The organism is Pseudomonas fluorescens, from assembly GCF_001648775.1.
Classification (GTDB): domain Bacteria; phylum Pseudomonadota; class Gammaproteobacteria; order Pseudomonadales; family Pseudomonadaceae; genus Aquipseudomonas; species Aquipseudomonas fluorescens_M.
The window spans coordinates 380,972-396,441 of sequence record NZ_LVEJ01000010.1; the positions used below are offsets into that span (position 1 = coordinate 380,972).

The following is a 15,470-nucleotide window of genomic DNA, read 5'->3' on the forward strand; positions in this document are numbered from 1 at the left end:
ATTGAAGTCTGCCCGCGAGTGTCTGCCCATAACGTCTAAAAAATCAGGAGCGTTACCGTTATGAATCCAAAGGCCCCGTCCTTTTTGAAACGCGCATTGCTGGCCACCGCCCTGCTCAGTGCCGGTCAGGCGTTTGCCGCTGACAGCGTTGGCCTGCTGGTCTACAACGCCCAGCATGAAAGCCTGACCAAAGCCTGGGTGGCCGGTTTCACCGAAGAGACCGGTATTCCAGTGACCATTCGCAACGGCGACGACACCGAGATGGGCAATCAACTCGTGCAAGAAGGTGCGTCCTCGCCGGCCGATGTGTTCCTCACGGAAAACTCCCCGGCGATGGTGCTGGTCGACAACGCCAAGCTGTTCGCGCCCATTGCGCCGGCGACGCTGGAACAAGTCGATGCGGCGTATCGCCCGGCCCACGGCCAATGGATCGGCATCGCCGCGCGTTCCACGGTGTTCGTTTACAACCCGGCGAAGCTGGCTGAGAAAGACTTGCCCAAATCCCTCCTTGATCTGGCCAAACCGGAGTGGAAAGGACGCTGGGCCGCCTCACCGGCCGGCGCGGACTTCCAGGCCATCGTCGCCGCCGTGCTCGAGCAGAAAGGCGAAGCCGCCACACTCGACTGGCTCAAAGGCATGAAAACCAACGCCACCGTGTATCGTGGCAACAGCGCGGTGCTCAAAGCGGTCAACGCCGGGCAGATCGACAGCGGCGTGATCTACCACTATTACAGCTTCGTCGATCAGTCCAAGACCGGCGAAAACAGCAAGAACACCAAGCTTTATTACTTCAAGCATCAGGATCCGGGCGCGTTTGTCAGCACCTCCGGCGCAGGCGTGCTGGCCTCCAGCAAACATCAGGAGGAAGCGCAGAAGTTCGTCAAATACATCACCGGCAAAGAAGGCCAGGAGATTCTCCACAGCGGCACCTCGTTTGAATACGCCGTGGGCAAGGACGCACCGTCCAACCCGACACTGACGCCACTGAAGGATCTCGATGCGCCAAAAGTCGATGCGTCGAAGCTCGACAGCAAAAAAGCCGTTGAGCTGATGACCCAGGCCGGAATCCTCTAAGTGCTTCCCGAAACCCTACCGGCGCAGGTCGCAGCGGCCTCCTCCGCCAGCCTCAGGCTTAAACCCCGCGCCCTCAGCGGTCGCGGGGGCTCATGGGTGGTCGCGCTGGCGATCGGCGTTTCATTGTTGTCGTTGCTGCCGATCGCGTTTGTCCTCGGCGTGTCATGGGCCACCGGTTGGGCAACCATCGAGACCCTGGTGTTTCGCCCACGGGTCGCGGAACTGCTGATCAACACCGTGCTGCTGGTGTTGATCACCTTGCCGCTGTGCATTGTGCTTGGCACTGCATTGGCCTGGCTGACCGAGCGCACTAATCTGCCCGGTCGACGCCTGTGGTCATTGCTGGCCGTGGCGCCGCTGGCGGTGCCGGCATTCGTTCACAGCTATGCGTGGGTCAGCCTGATTCCGTCGATTCACGGATTGCCCGCCGGCGTGCTGGTGTCGGTGATCGCTTATTTCCCGTTTCTTTACCTGCCGGTTGCGGCGACGTTGCGCCGTCTCGATCCGGCGATTGAGGACGTTGCCGAATCCCTTGGCCTCAAGCCTTGGGCGGTGTTCTGGCGGGTAGTGCTGCCGCAACTGCGTCTGGCCATTTGTGGCGGCGCGTTGCTGGTCGGGCTGCACCTGCTGGCCGAGTACGGCCTCTACGCGATGATTCGTTTCGACACCTTCACCACGGCGATTTTCGACCAGTTCAAATCAACCTTTAACGGCCCGGCGGCGAACATGCTGGCGGGTGTTCTGGCGTTGTGTTGTCTGGCGATGCTGACCGTCGAATCCGCCGCTCGGGGCAAGGCGCGTTACGCTCGCGTCGGTTCCGGCAGTGCGCGTGAACAACGCACGGTGTTATTGGGGCGCGGCAGCGTCATCCTCGGCCTGAGCCTGCAGATGCTGACCTGCGTGCTCGCGCTCGGCGTGCCGTTACTGACATTAGGTCGATGGTTGATTGCCGGCGGCTGGGACGTTTGGGGCGGTGATGAATTGCTGCCGGCGCTGCTGCAAACCCTGTCGTTGGGCGTTGCCGGTGCGCTGTTGACCAGTCTGGCGGCGATTCCGATTGCCTGGCTGTCGATCCGCGCGCCGGGCAAATTGCAGCGCCTGCTCGAAGGTTGCAACTACATCACCAGTTCCCTGCCGGGGATTGTCGTGGCACTGGCACTGGTCACCGTGACCATCCATTTCGCCCGGCCGATCTACCAGACCACCCTTACCGTGCTGCTTGCCTATCTGCTGATGTTTCTGCCGCGTGCCTTGGTCAGCCTGCGCGCCGGTTTCGCCCAGGCACCGGTCGAGCTGGAGAACATCGCGCAAAGCCTCGGCCGTTCGCCGTTGCGCGCCTTGTGGCTGATTACTTTGCGTCTCGCGGCACCGGGCGCTGCTGCCGGTGCCGCACTGGTGTTTCTGGCGATTACCAATGAATTGACCGCGACCTTGCTGCTCGCACCCAACGGCACCCGCACGTTGGCCACCGGTTTCTGGGCCATGACCAGCGAAATCGATTACGCCGCCGCAGCGCCTTACGCCTTGCTGATGGTGCTGCTTTCGCTGCCACTGACGGCCATCCTCTACCACCAATCCAGGCGCACCGCTGGCCGATGAATGCACTCGAACTGATTTCCCTGAATAAATCCTTTGGCGCGCAGAAAGCGCTGGATGACATCTGTCTGTCAGTGCCGACCGGCAGCCGCACGGTGATTGTCGGCCCGTCCGGCTCGGGCAAAACCACACTGCTGCGGATGATCGCCGGTTTCGAATTCCCCGATGCCGGCAGCCTGACCCTCAACGGTCAGGTGCTGGTTGACAGCAGTCACGCCGTGCCCGCGTACCAACGGCAGATCGGTTACGTGCCGCAGGATGGCGCGCTGTTCCCGCACATGACCGTCGCCGCCAACATCGGTTTTGGCCTGGCGTTGACCGGTGCAGCGCGCACCGAGCGCATCCAGCAACTAATGGACAGTGTTTCGTTGGACGCGAACATGGCCACCCGTTGGCCGCATGAACTGTCCGGCGGCCAGCAGCAACGGGTCTCTCTCGCCCGGGCACTCGCACAACAGCCGCGCCTGATGTTGCTGGATGAGCCGTTTTCCGCCCTTGACACCGGCCTGCGCAGCGCCATGCGCAAAATGGTTGCGCGTTTGTTGGAGGACGCCGGTGTCACGACGATTCTGGTGACCCACGATCAAGGCGAAGCGTTGTCATTCGCCGATCAGTTGGCGGTGATGCGCGGCGGGCGGCTGGTGCAGTCCGGGCACCCGATGGACCTTTACCGCTTTCCCCACGATGAACAGACCGCGCATTTTCTCGGCGAAGCCGTGGTGATGCCGGCGCGCATCGAATCGGGTCTGGCCCACTGCGATCTCGGTCCGGTGCCGGTCAACAGCAACGGTTTCATCGGCAATGCGCAGATCATGCTCAGGCCCGAACAGTTGCAGTTATCCGGCGCCGTGCTCGGCACCCAAGGCTGTCGTGCCGTGGTCACCGAACGCGATTTTGCCGGCAACACCTGCACCCTCACCGTCGAGCTGCGCTCAGCGGTCAATCAGAATCCCGGGCGGTCGCTGCTGGTGCGCAGCTCCGGCATGCACGCGCCGCCCGCTGGCAGCGACGTGCAGTTATCGGTGCTCGGTGCGGCCCACGTATTCGCGACGTCCTGATCACAGATCGAAGCGATCCACCGCCCGCCGCCGCTCGTTGTCATCGCGCACATCGTAGTTGGCGGTGGTCTGGATGTTGCTGTGGTGCGCCAGCTTCTGCGCGATCGACAGGTCATGTTCCTCGATCACCCGGGTGATGAACGAACGGCGGAAATCATGAGGCATGATCTTCACCCCGACCTGCGTGCCGCGCTGGCGGGCGATGTAGTAAATCGCGTGTTTGGTGATGCGCTCGCGGGTGATGTGGCTGCCGCGCCGGATGCGATTGAACAGAAAGGCATCATCGCTCTCGCCTTCCTTGAGCTGCGAACGGCGCAGTTCCAGCCACGCGTCGAGTTTGGCGAACGCCCACGCCGGGGCGTACTTGATCAGTTGTTTATTGCCCTTGCCGGTAACGGTCAGGCTGCGCTCAGTGAAGTCGACCTGCTTCAAGTCCAGGTCCACCGACTCCGATTTACGCATGCCGGTGCCGTACAACAACGCAATCACCGCCGCGTCACGCAGGCCTTGAGGGCGTGGATCGGCGGCGCAGACTTCCATCAATTCGTGAATCAAGGTGCGCTTCAAGTTGCGCCCCTGAGACAACCGCGTGCCGGCGATGCCTTTGACTGAACGCATCTTCAAAAGATGATCCTGGCTGATCAAACTCATCCGCCACGCTTCATTCATCACCCCACGCACGGCATTTACATACAGCGAAGAAGTGTTCGGCGCGTAGTTGTCTTCGCGCAAAGCAGCGACCAGGGCGACAACATCCTCAGGTTGTAACGCGTGCCAGGGAATATCCTCGACATTCATGTCTTCAAAGCCGAGACGGTCGGCCGCATCCTGCAAAACGTAGCGCATGGTCAGCTGGCTCGAGGGTGCCAGGCGCGCCAGATACAGGGTCATCGGATTGGTTGGGCGGGTTTGCAGCGGTACAACGGACAAGTCAGTCAAACGTAAAGGCCTTGAGTAAAAGCAATTCAACACAACAACTAATAACTGCAACATTCCCAGTATAAGAGGGACACTTCTGTAGGACTTTTCTACTAAAAATGACGATAAGCGGTAGAAGTCTGAACAGTGGCTGTATGAGCTTCAGATAAACGATTCGCCAACCGGTTTTTCATGTTCCTTTCACAAAAACGGGCATAACCTTAATTCCAACAGATCCCGTGTCGGCGCCGTCCAAACTGCCGCGCGAAGCCACAAAAGTCAACCGAACCCCGACGGTAAGTCGTTTCAGCAACTTATTGATGCAAAGGAATTTTTTGCGTCTACGCTGAGATTGGATCCTATTTGATGAGTTGGTTTTCTTCTGATTGTTTGTGATGAGGTGTTCATGAGTCAGGCGTTTCTCCCCTTCTCTCGTCCGAGTATCGGCGATGAAGAAATTGCAGCCGTAGAACAAGTCTTGCGTTCCGGCTGGATCACTACCGGGCCGAAAAACCAGGCACTCGAAGAGCAATTCGCGCAGTACGTTGGCTGCCAACATGCGGTGGCACTTTCGTCCGCCACCGGCGGTATGCACATCGCCTTGTTGGCCTTGGGCATCGGCCCGGGCGACGAAGTCATCACCCCGTCGCAGACCTGGGTGTCGACCGCCAACATGATCTCGCTGCTCGGCGCCACACCGGTGTTCGTCGACGTCGATCGCGACACCCTGATGACTGACGCCGCTCTCATCGAAGCGGCAATTACTCCGCGAACCAAAGCGATCATTCCGGTGCATTACGCCGGCGCTGCGTTCGATCTCGATCCGCTCTACGCGTTGGCCGACAAACACGGCATCGCGGTGATCGAAGACGCCGCCCACGCTGCCGGCACCCGTTACAAGGGTCGCCACGTTGGTGCGCAAGGCACGGCGATTTTTTCCTTCCACGCGATCAAGAACATGACCTGTGCCGAAGGCGCGATGTTCGTCACCGACGACGAAGCGCTGGCCAGCCGCGTGCGCATGCTCAAGTTCCATGGTCTGGGCGTTGACGCCTACGATCGCCTGACCGGTGGCCGCAAGCCGCAGGCGCAAGTGATGGAGCCAGGGTTCAAATATAACCTCGCCGACATCAACGCCGCGATTGCCCTGGTACAGCTTGAGCGCCTGGACGCGATCAACGCCCGCCGCACTGAACTCGCCGCGGCCTACCGGCAAAAACTCGAAGGCCTGCCGGTGCAACCGCTGGCCGTGCCCGCCTACGCCCAACAGCACGCCTGGCACCTGTTCATCCTGCGCATCGACAGCGAGCGCTGCGGCATCGACCGCGAAGCCTTCATGAAAGGTTTGCAGGACCAGGGCATCGGCACCGGCATCCATTTCATCGCCACCCACCTGCACACCTGGTATCGCCAGCGTGACCCCGACCTGTATCTGCCCAACACCGAATGGAACTCGGCGCGGCTGTGCTCGATTCCGTTGTTCCCCGACATGAGCGATCAAGACCTTGATCGCGTGGTCGGCGCCATCGCCACCCTTATGGATAAACGCCTGTGAAAACCTATCCGATCCGCTGTGTGTCGATCGTCATCCCGGTCTACAACGAACAGGACAGCCTGCCGGAACTGCTGCGCCGCACCGAAGCGGCCTGCCGCATGCTGCGTCACGACTATGAAATCGTCCTCGTCGACGACGGCAGCCGTGATGAATCCGCCAATCTTCTTGAAGAAGCCGCGAGCCGTGAAGACAGTCCGTTCGTGGCGGTCATCCTCAATCGCAACTACGGCCAGCACGCAGCAATCATGGCCGGTTTCGAACAGTGCAAGGGCGATGTCGTCATCACCCTCGACGCCGACCTGCAGAACCCGCCGGAAGAAATTCCACGGCTGGTCGCCGAAGCCGAAAAGGGTTACGACGTGGTCGGCACCGTGCGCGGCAACCGCCAGGATTCGGCCCTGCGCCGCTACCCGTCGAAGCTGATCAACCTCGCCGTGCAGCGCTCTACCGGCGTCGCCATGAGCGATTACGGCTGCATGCTCCGCGCTTACCGCCGCACGATCATCGACGCGATGCTCGCCTGCCGTGAACGCAGCACGTTCATCCCAATTCTGGCCAACAGCTTCGCCCGCCACACCACGGAAATCGTCGTTGCCCACGCCGAGCGTGAACACGGCGATTCGAAGTACAGCCCGATGCGCCTGATCAACCTGATGTTCGACTTGATCACCTGCATGACCACCACGCCGTTGCGCCTGTTGAGCATTGTCGGTTTCACCATGGCCGGTCTGGGTCTGCTGTTTGCGTTCGCGCTGATCGTCATGCGTCTGGCGTTCGGTTCCGGATGGGCCGGTGACGGCATGTTCGTGCTGTTTGCCGTGCTTTTCGTGTTCACCGGCGGCCAATTCATCGGCATGGGCCTGCTCGGCGAATACCTGGGGCGCATGTACAGCGACGTGCGCGCCCGCCCGCGTTTCTTCATTGAAAAAGTCTTGCGCAGCCACGCCGCCGAGCCGGCGCCTGCGGTCACTGTTGACGGTCTCTCTTCTACTTCTACTACCGGTCAGGTTCACTCATGAGTGCAAAAACTGTTGTCTTCGCTTACCACGATATTGGCTGCGCCGGCATTCAAGGCCTGCTCGACAGCGGCTATGACATTGCGGCGGTGTTCACTCACGCGGATGACCCGAAAGAAAACGCTTTTTACGGCTCGGTCGCACAACTGTGCGCCACCAAAGGCATCCCGGTGCATGCGCCGGAAGACGTCAATCACCCGCTGTGGATCGAGCGGATTGCCAAGCTCGATCCTGACTATATTTTCTCCTTCTACTACCGCCACCTGCTGAGCGAGCCGCTGCTGTCCCTGGCCAAACAAGGCGCGTTCAACCTGCACGGTTCGCTGCTGCCACGCTACCGTGGCCGCGCCCCGGCCAACTGGGTGCTGGTCAACGGCGAAACCGAAACTGGCGTGACCCTGCACCGCATGGTCAAGCGTGCCGATGCCGGCGCCATCGTCGCCCAGCAACGCGTGGCCATCGAGCGCAGCGACACCGCGTTGAGCCTGCACGGCAAACTGCGTGTTGCCGCCACTGACTTGCTGCGCGACACCCTGCCAGCGATGCTGCAAGGCAAGATCAGCGAAACCGCGCAGGACGAATCGAAAGCCACGGTGTTTGGTCGTCGCACGGCAGCGGACGGCAAACTGCTCTGGGCGAAACCGGCCGAGCAACTGTTCAATCTGGTGCGCGCCGTGACTCAGCCGTATCCGGGCGCGTTTTGCGCTGTCGGTGAGCACAAGCTGATCGTCTGGAGCGCCGAAGTCGTCAAGGGCAACGACGGTCAGGCACCAGGCCGCGTGATCAGTGTCGATCCGCTGCGCATTGCCTGCGGCGAAGACTCGCTGCTGATCCTGTCCGGTCAGCGCAACGACAACGGTCTGTTCCTCAGCGGCCCGCAACTGGCCAACGAACTCGGTCTGGTCGACGGTTCGCTGCTGCGCGGCGCCGAATCCGGCCGTGCGCCGCGTCGTACGCGTGTGCTGATCCTCGGCGTCAACGGCTTTATCGGCAATCACTTGTCCGAGCGCCTGCTGCGCGACGACCGCTACGAAGTCTATGGTCTGGACATCGGTTCCGACGCCATCGATCGTCTGCGCAGTCACCCGCACTTTCACTACGTCGAAGGCGACATCAGCATTCACTCCGAGTGGATCGAGTACCACATCAAGAAGTGCGACGTGGTCCTGCCGCTGGTGGCCATCGCCACGCCGATCGAATACACCCGTAATCCACTGCGCGTGTTCGAACTCGACTTCGAAGAAAACCTGAAATTGGTGCGTTACTGCGTCAAGTACAACAAACGCGTGATCTTCCCGTCGACCTCGGAAGTCTATGGCATGTGCCAGGACAAGCATTTCGACGAAGACTCGTCGAACCTGGTGGTCGGCCCGATCAACAAGCAGCGCTGGATCTATTCGGTGTCCAAGCAACTGCTGGACCGGGTGATCTGGGCGTACGGCGCCAAGGGTTTGAATTTCACCCTGTTCCGTCCGTTCAACTGGATGGGCCCGCGTCTCGATCGTCTGGATTCGGCACGCATCGGCAGTTCCCGCGCCATCACCCAGTTGATCCTTAATCTGGTCGAAGGCACGCCAATCCGCCTGTTCGACGGCGGCGAGCAGAAACGCTGCTTCACCGACATCGCTGACGGCGTCGAGGCTCTGGCGCGGATCATTGATAACGACAACGACGCCTGCAACGGTCAGATCATCAACATCGGCAACCCGGATAACGAAGCCAGCATCCGCCAGTTGGGCGAAGAGCTGCTGCGTCAGTTCGAAGCGCATCCGCTGCGCGACAACTTCCCGCCGTTCGCCGGTTTCCGCGACGTCGAGAGCAAGGCGTTCTACGGCGCCGGTTACCAGGACGTCGAGCACCGCAAACCAAGCATCGCCAACGCCAAGCGCCTGCTCGACTGGACGCCAACCGTGGAAATGCGCGAGACCATCGGCAACACGCTGGATTTCTTCTTGCGTGAAGCCATGCTCGAAATCGCGGACAAGCGCTGATGCAAGCAGGCCTTCGCATTGATGTCGACACCTACCGCGGCACCCGTGAAGGGGTGCCGCGGTTGCTGGAAATGCTCGACGAGGCACAGATCAAGGCAACGTTTTTCTTCAGTGTCGGCCCCGACAACATGGGCCGGCATTTGTGGCGCCTGATCCGCCCGCAGTTCCTCTGGAAGATGCTCCGCTCCAACGCTGCCGGCCTGTACGGCTGGGACATTCTGCTGGCCGGCACCGCGTGGCCGGGCAAACCGATTGGCCGCGACCTCGGGCACCTGATGCGTCAGGCCCGCGCTGCCGGTCACGAAGTGGGTTTGCATGCCTGGGATCACCACGGCTGGCAGGCCAATGCCGGGCGCTGGAGCAACGCGCAACTGATCGAGCAGATCCGTCAGGGCGTCGACACCTTGAGCGACATTCTCGGCGAAAAAGTCGAGTGTTCGGCCGCTGCCGGTTGGCGTGCCGACGAGCGCGTGATCGAGGCCAAGCAAGCCTTCGGCTTTCGCTACAACAGCGATTGCCGGGGCCAACGCCTGTTCCGACCGTTGTTGGCTGATGGCACGCCGGGCACGCCGCAGATCCCGGTGGACTTGCCGACCTTCGATGAGGTGGTCGGGCCCATCGTCGCGGCGCGCGACTTCAACGGCTTCATTCTCGATCACTTCCGTGCGCAACAGCTCAACGTCTACACCATTCATGCCGAAGTGGAAGGGATTCTGATGGCTGAGGATTTTCGTCAACTGCTGGCCGAAGCACGCCAGCGCAACATCGAGTTCAAACCGCTGGGCGACTTGTTGCCCGAGTTCTTCAACACCTTGCCCGTGGGTCGTGTACAACGCGGCGCCCTCGACGGCCGTGAAGGCTGGCTGGGAGTGCAAGGCGCATGACTAAACGCTGGGCATTGCCGTTGCTGCTGTTGGCGATTTGTCTGCTGGCCTACTTGCTGCCGCTGGGCACCCATGGCTTGTGGATTCCCGACGAGACACGCTACGCGCAGATCAGTCAGGACATGCTGCTGAGCGGCAACTGGGTGTCGCCGCACTTCATGAGCCTGCGCTATTTCGAGAAACCGATTGCCGGTTACTGGATGATCGCGCTGGGTCAGGAGTTGTTCGGGCAGAACCTGTTCGGTGTGCGCTTCGCGTCTGCCCTGAGCACTGGGTTGAGCGTGCTGCTGTGCTATCTGGTCGCCCGCCGCTTGTGGAACGAGCCGCGTAAAAGCTTCGTCTGCGCCCTGCTCTACATGAGTTTCACCGTGGTCGCCGGTCAGGCCGGTTACGCCAACCTCGATCCGCAATTCACCTTCTGGGTCAACCTGAGTCTGGTGGCGCTGTGGTTTGCCGTCGACAGCCACACCAGCGGTAAGCGCATGGCCGCCTGGGCGGTGTTGGGGCTGGCCTGCGGCATGGGTTTCATGACCAAGGGTTTTCTCGCCTGGCTGCTGCCGGTGCTGATCGCCCTGCCGTGGATGCTCTGGCAGAAGCGCTGGCGTGAACTGCTGATGTTCGGTCCGGTGGCGATTGCCGTGGCGATCATTGTCAGCCTGCCGTGGGTGCTCTCGGTGCATGCGCAGGAGCCGGACTACTGGCGGTTCTTCTTCTGGCACGAGCACATTCGCCGCTTTGCCGGTGATGACGCGCAACACGATGCGCCGTGGTGGTTCTATCTGCCGCTGCTGGTGGCGTTCAGCCTGCCGTGGGCCGGCCTGCTGCCGACATCGTTGAAACAGGCCTGGCAAACCCGCGCGCAACCAAAAGTCGTGTTCCTGCTGCTGTGGCTGCTGATGCCGCTGCTGTTCTTCAGCCTGAGCAACGGCAAGCTGCCGACCTACATCCTGCCGTGCCTGCTGCCGCTGGCGTTGTTGCTGGGCAGTGCACTGGCCGACCGCTTGCGTCTTGAGCAAGGTCGCGCGCTGAGCATCAATGGCCTGCTCAATCTGACGCTGGGCGTCGTTACGCTGATCGCGCTGGTCTATCTGCAACTGACCAAACCGGTCTACGACCATGAACTGCACAGCATGGTGCTGGTGTTCATCGCGTTGATCGGCTGGATCATCGCCAACCTGTTGCAAGCCTTCCTGCCGCTGCAATGCTGGGCCGCGCCGGCGCTTGGCAGCCTGTTGCTGATCGCGGTGTTGCCGGCGGCACTGCCCAAGTCGGTGGTCGCCAACAAGACGCCGGATCAGTTCATCAGGCATCACGTCACCGAACTGGCGCAAACCGAACACCTGTTGAGCAACGACCTCGGTGCCGCTTCGGCACTGGCCTGGCGCCTAAAGCGCCCGCAAGTGGCGTTGTACAACACGATAGGCGAATTGAAATATGGCCTTGCCTATCCTGACGGCATTCAACAGCGGGTCGATCCCGATCAAGTGCAACAGTGGATGCGTGAGGCGCGCCGCAGCGGTTCGGTCGGCGTGGTGATGCGCGTCAAGGGGCAGGACGAACTGGACGAAATCGACCGATTGCCGAAGGACGGCATCCGTTACGAACAGGGCAACCTGGTGATCATGATCCTGCCCAAGGAGGCGTCATGAGCCTGTTGCTGCTGTTGGCCGCGTGCCTGTTGACGTGTCTCGGGCAGATTGCGCAGAAATACGCCGTGGAGAGTTGGCGCGACGTCGATTCTTCGCTGATCGCCAAACTGCGTTCGCCGTGGTTATGGCTGGCCCTGCTCGCTCTCGGCTGCGGCCTGTTGGTCTGGCTGCTGGTGTTGCAGCGTCTGGAAGTCGGCATCGCCTACCCGATGCTGAGTCTCAATTTCGTGCTGATCACCCTGATCGCGCGCTTCGTCTTCCGTGAACCCATCGATCGCCAGCATTGGCTCGGCGTGGCGTTGGTGATCGGCGGCGTGGTGTTGCTGGGGCAGCAGTCATGAATCCGCGTCGTGGAATCAGCTTCGCGTTGGGCAGCGTGTTCCTCGTCAGCGCTGCGCAACTGGGCATGCGCTGGAGCATGACCCGTCTGCCCGCACCCGAGCAATGGCTGCACATCGACAGCCTCGATTGGCACGCGCTGGCCGTGGTCATCGCGGCGATTGTTGCCTACGCCCTGTCGATGCTTTGCTGGCTCGTCGCCCTGCGCGACCTGCCGCTGGGCCGCGCCTATTCGCTGCTGAGCATCAGCTACGCGCTGGTGTACCTGCTGGCGGCCAGTCTGCCGCTGTTCAACGAATCCTTCAGTTTCACTAAATCACTCGGCGTGGCACTGGTCATGCTCGGGGTCATCACCATCAACACTCGTCCGGCTCGTGCGCCCGAATTCAGGAGTGCTCCATGAAAATCACAGTATTTGGCAGCGGTTACGTCGGTCTGGTGCAAGCGGCTGTGTTGGCCGAGGTCGGCCATGATGTCGTGTGCATGGACGTCGACCAGAAGAAGGTCGATCTGTTGCGCCAGGGTCACGTCAGCATTTTCGAACCGGGGCTGGCCAGCCTGGTGCGCGAAGGTCTCGACTCGAAACGCCTGCAATTCACCACCGATGAAAAACTCGCCGTGCAGCACGGTCGGGTCGGGTTTATCGCGGTGGGTACGCCGTCGCGTGAGGACGGCTCGGCGGATCTGCGTTACGTGCTGTCGGTGGGCGATGCGATTGCCCGTCATCGTGAGCAGCCGCTGATCATCGTCGAGAAATCCACGGTGCCGGTGGGCACTGGCGACACCCTTCGCACGCACATCGAGAAAGCCTTGATCAAGGTCGGTCGCCTGCTGCAGTTCGATATCGTCTCCAACCCGGAATTTCTCAAGGAAGGCTCGGCGGTTGCCGACTGCCGCCGTCCGGATCGCATCGTCATCGGCTGTGAAGGTGATGAGGTGCGCGACGTGATGCGTGACCTGTATTCGCCGTTCAACCGCAACCATGACCGCATCATGTTCATGGACCTGCGCAGCGCCGAGCTGACCAAGTACGCCGCCAACTGCATGCTGGCGACCAAAATCAGCTTCATCAACCAGATCGCCGAACTCGCCGAGCACCTGGGTGCCGACATCGAGTCGGTGCGTCAGGGCATCGGTGCCGACACGCGCATCGGTTACCATTTCATCTACCCGGGCTGCGGTTATGGCGGTTCGTGCTTCCCCAAAGACATGCGCGCGTTGATCCACAGTGCCGAAGAAGCGCACTGCTCCAGCGACTTGCTGCAAGCGGTCGAGGCGATCAACCAGCGGCAGAAACACAAATTGTTCGAGCGTATCAACGCGTTCTACAAGGGCGACCTGCGCGGCAAGACCTTCGCCCTCTGGGGGCTGGCGTTCAAACCCAACACCGATGACATGCGCGACGCGCCGAGCCGGGTTCTGCTGGAAGAGTTGTGGGCGGCCGGTGCCAGCGTGCGCGCCTTCGACCCGGAAGCCATGCAGGAAACCCAAAACCTTTACCCCGACGAGTCGAAGCTGATGCTGATGGGCACGCCGGAATCGGTATTGCCCGGCGCCGATGCGTTGATCATCTGCACCGAGTGGCAACAGTTCAAGGCGCCAGATTTCGACCTGATCAAACAACGCCTCAACACCCCGGTGATCTTCGACGGCCGCAACCTGTACGACGCCGAACGTCTGGCGCGCAACGGCTTCCATTACTTCCCGATGGGCCGTGGCGAATCGCGCACTTTGCCGATCCCGCTGCAACAGTGGCCACACGCGTCCGACGTCGCTTGATTACGCTGTCGCCTGACATTCGCCGGCAGTCCCTGATCGCAGGGCTGCTGGCGTTTTTATTGTTCATGGCCGGGGTCTACGGGCAGGCCCCGATCGGTTTCGACTCGCGGTTTGTGTTGTTCGCGCAGGAAATGCTGCGCCATGGGCCAACGGTGTTTCCGACCACTTATGGTCAGCCGTACGCCGACTATTCAGCCGTGTCGACGCTGTTCATCTGGTTGCTCTCGCTGCCGTTTGGTGCGGTCAATGCGTTGACCGCGTGGGCGCCGAGTGCGATCGCCGGGGCGCTGATCGTGACGTTGATGTATCGCCTGTTGGCGCCGTATTCGCGGCGCTGGGCGTTGATCAGTATTGCGCTGCTGATGCTCACCGGTGGCTTTGTCACTGAAGTACGTGCGGTGTCGCAGGACTTGATGCTCGCGGCGGTGGCGTTTGCGGTGTTTTATCTGGGTTATGCCCATGATCATTTTGGTGGCAGACGTCACTGGCCGTTGATCTTCGCTTTGCTGTTGCTGGGTTTCGGTATTCGCGGGCCGATGGGGCTGGTGGTGCCGACCGGCATGCTCTGCAGCTATTACCTGATCAACCGTGAATGGTCGCGGTTGCTGGTGTTCGGTGTGCTGGCTTCGGCGTTGCTGGTCGCGTGTGTCGGGCTGTTGTTGTGGCTGGCGCAGGTCAGCGGTGGCCCGGTGTTTCTGCGGGACGTGATCCGCATGCAGTTTATGGGGCGCATGGACGGTAGCGAAGGCGTCAGCGGTTCGCTGTATTACTTCACCAGTTCGCTCGGCAACTATGCGCTGGCCTATCCGTTGGCATTGCTGGTGCTGGCGGCGGCGTGGCTGAGCAAACCGCAGCAGCGTGGCCCGGCGTTGCGCCTGGTGCAGTTCTGCGCGGCGGCGGGGTTGATTGTGATGGTCGGGCTGTCGATTCCGCAGGCGAAGAAGGCCCGGTATGTGCTGCCGATGCTGCCGATGGCGGCGATCATTGCGGCGTATCCGTTTCAGGTTGCGCACGGTTGGGTGTTCCGTTGGTTGCGCGGGTTGATGCTGGGCTTGTGGCTGGTCACGCCGGGATTGTTGATGGTGGTGTTGCTGGTCGCGCGGCGGCGCTTTCCCGAACAGTTGAGTGACGTGTCGGTTGTCTTGATCGTGCTGGGCGTGCTGCAACTCTTGGCGTTGTCACGCTTGTTGGTCCCGCGTTGGCGCCCGGAAGTGCTCGCGCTGTGTGCGGTGTTGGCCCTGTGGACGGTGTATGCGGCGGTGTTCGAACCGGTAGAGCGGCGTCTCTACGACACGCAAACGTTCAGCCGCGCAGCCTTTGCTCAGGTTCAGCAAAACCCGGCGCCACTGGTACTGCACGGCATGGGCAAGGACGCGAAGGCGATCAAGTTCATGGTCAATCTCCCGCAGGATCTGCAACCGCAGTTCAGCGACAGTATCCAGCAACTGGAAGCGATCAAGGGCCCGGCGTGGCTGATGATGGATCGCAATGACCTGCCCTCCCTCAAGGGCACGCCACTGGAAAGCGCGCAGCCGGTGTTGAACGGGCGTTTCGACAAAAACGACTATGTATTGCTGTGGCTGAAACCGTAACCTGTCGAGCTCTTGACCG

13 protein-coding genes are annotated in these 15,470 nt (G+C 61.2%); 12 read left to right on the forward strand and 1 reads right to left on the reverse strand.

Going from position 1 to position 15,470, the window contains the following annotated elements; genetic code table 11:
* Nucleotides 1-60: 60 nt before the first annotated feature.
* From A8O26_RS11770 to A8O26_RS11780, 3 genes are read left to right on the forward strand one after another with little or no spacing between them, the layout of a single operon-like run.
* Entirely contained in the window at nucleotides 61-1,074 is a 1,014-nt protein-coding gene (locus tag A8O26_RS11770) for an iron ABC transporter substrate-binding protein (RefSeq protein ID WP_064118143.1), read from the forward strand.
* Nucleotides 1,075-2,673, forward strand: coding sequence for an ABC transporter permease (locus A8O26_RS11775; RefSeq protein ID WP_064118144.1), 1,599 nt, complete (start codon nucleotides 1,075-1,077; stop codon nucleotides 2,671-2,673).
* Nucleotides 2,670-3,728, forward strand: a complete 1,059-nt coding sequence (locus tag A8O26_RS11780; protein ID WP_064118145.1) for an ABC transporter ATP-binding protein — start codon at nucleotides 2,670-2,672, stop codon at nucleotides 3,726-3,728. Before A8O26_RS11775 ends, A8O26_RS11780 begins: the two co-directional genes overlap by 4 nt.
* On the opposite strand, the gene A8O26_RS11785 is transcribed toward A8O26_RS11780, so the two are convergent.
* The gene (locus A8O26_RS11785) at nucleotides 3,729-4,619 is read right to left on the reverse strand and encodes a site-specific integrase (protein ID WP_064118373.1); all 891 of its coding nucleotides are present in this window, start codon (nucleotides 4,617-4,619) and stop codon (nucleotides 3,729-3,731) included. It lies immediately after the preceding gene.
* 433 nt (nucleotides 4,620-5,052) lie between these two features.
* On the opposite strand from A8O26_RS11785, the gene arnB reads away from it, so the two are divergent.
* The 9 genes from arnB to A8O26_RS11830 are packed head-to-tail and all read left to right on the forward strand — an operon-like array spanning nucleotide 5,053 to nucleotide 15,451.
* Complete coding sequence (arnB, locus tag A8O26_RS11790) at nucleotides 5,053-6,201, forward strand: UDP-4-amino-4-deoxy-L-arabinose aminotransferase (RefSeq protein ID WP_064118146.1); 1,149 nt, start codon at nucleotides 5,053-5,055, stop codon at nucleotides 6,199-6,201.
* Nucleotides 6,198-7,220, forward strand: a complete 1,023-nt coding sequence (gene arnC / locus A8O26_RS11795; RefSeq protein ID WP_064118147.1) for an undecaprenyl-phosphate 4-deoxy-4-formamido-L-arabinose transferase — start codon at nucleotides 6,198-6,200, stop codon at nucleotides 7,218-7,220. Before arnB ends, arnC begins: the two co-directional genes overlap by 4 nt.
* The gene (arnA, locus tag A8O26_RS11800) at nucleotides 7,217-9,208 is read left to right on the forward strand and encodes a bifunctional UDP-4-amino-4-deoxy-L-arabinose formyltransferase/UDP-glucuronic acid oxidase ArnA (RefSeq protein WP_064118148.1); all 1,992 of its coding nucleotides are present in this window, start codon (nucleotides 7,217-7,219) and stop codon (nucleotides 9,206-9,208) included. Before arnC ends, arnA begins: the two co-directional genes overlap by 4 nt.
* Nucleotides 9,208-10,092 (forward strand): 4-deoxy-4-formamido-L-arabinose-phosphoundecaprenol deformylase, encoded by an 885-nt coding sequence (gene arnD / locus A8O26_RS11805; RefSeq protein WP_064118149.1) that lies wholly within the window; start codon nucleotides 9,208-9,210, stop codon nucleotides 10,090-10,092. The genes arnA and arnD overlap by 1 nt, the downstream gene beginning before the upstream one ends.
* Nucleotides 10,089-11,741, forward strand: coding sequence for a lipid IV(A) 4-amino-4-deoxy-L-arabinosyltransferase (arnT, locus tag A8O26_RS11810; protein WP_064118150.1), 1,653 nt, complete (start codon nucleotides 10,089-10,091; stop codon nucleotides 11,739-11,741). Before arnD ends, arnT begins: the two co-directional genes overlap by 4 nt.
* Entirely contained in the window at nucleotides 11,738-12,082 is a 345-nt protein-coding gene (gene arnE / locus A8O26_RS11815) for a 4-amino-4-deoxy-L-arabinose-phosphoundecaprenol flippase subunit ArnE (RefSeq protein ID WP_064118151.1), read from the forward strand. Before arnT ends, arnE begins: the two co-directional genes overlap by 4 nt.
* Entirely contained in the window at nucleotides 12,079-12,483 is a 405-nt protein-coding gene (gene arnF / locus A8O26_RS11820) for a 4-amino-4-deoxy-L-arabinose-phosphoundecaprenol flippase subunit ArnF (RefSeq protein WP_064118152.1), read from the forward strand. The genes arnE and arnF overlap by 4 nt, the downstream gene beginning before the upstream one ends.
* On the forward strand, nucleotides 12,480-13,859 hold the full coding sequence (locus A8O26_RS11825; RefSeq protein ID WP_064118153.1) for a UDP-glucose dehydrogenase family protein: 1,380 nt from the start codon (nucleotides 12,480-12,482) through the stop codon (nucleotides 13,857-13,859). Before arnF ends, A8O26_RS11825 begins: the two co-directional genes overlap by 4 nt.
* The gene (locus A8O26_RS11830; protein ID WP_064118154.1) at nucleotides 13,856-15,451 is read left to right on the forward strand and encodes a glycosyltransferase family 39 protein; all 1,596 of its coding nucleotides are present in this window, start codon (nucleotides 13,856-13,858) and stop codon (nucleotides 15,449-15,451) included. The genes A8O26_RS11825 and A8O26_RS11830 overlap by 4 nt, the downstream gene beginning before the upstream one ends.
* Nucleotides 15,452-15,470 lie beyond the last annotated feature (19 nt).

Bases quoted from the DNA above. Each gene is read 5' to 3' on its own strand.
- A8O26_RS11770 (WP_064118143.1), top strand. From the start codon at position 61: ATGAATCCAAAGGCCCCGTCCTTTTTGAAACGCGCATTGCTGGCCACC.
- A8O26_RS11780 (WP_064118145.1), top strand. From the start codon at position 2,670: ATGAATGCACTCGAACTGATTTCCCTGAATAAATCCTTTGGCGCGCAG.
- A8O26_RS11785 (WP_064118373.1), bottom strand. From the start codon at position 4,619: ATGACCCTGTATCTGGCGCGCCTGGCACCCTCGAGCCAGCTGACCATG.
- arnB (WP_064118146.1), top strand. From the start codon at position 5,053: ATGAGTCAGGCGTTTCTCCCCTTCTCTCGTCCGAGTATCGGCGATGAA.
- arnA (WP_064118148.1), top strand. From the start codon at position 7,217: ATGAGTGCAAAAACTGTTGTCTTCGCTTACCACGATATTGGCTGCGCC.
- arnD (WP_064118149.1), top strand. From the start codon at position 9,208: ATGCAAGCAGGCCTTCGCATTGATGTCGACACCTACCGCGGCACCCGT.
- arnT (WP_064118150.1), top strand. From the start codon at position 10,089: ATGACTAAACGCTGGGCATTGCCGTTGCTGCTGTTGGCGATTTGTCTG.
- arnE (WP_064118151.1), top strand. From the start codon at position 11,738: ATGAGCCTGTTGCTGCTGTTGGCCGCGTGCCTGTTGACGTGTCTCGGG.
- arnF (WP_064118152.1), top strand. From the start codon at position 12,079: ATGAATCCGCGTCGTGGAATCAGCTTCGCGTTGGGCAGCGTGTTCCTC.
- A8O26_RS11825 (WP_064118153.1), top strand. From the start codon at position 12,480: ATGAAAATCACAGTATTTGGCAGCGGTTACGTCGGTCTGGTGCAAGCG.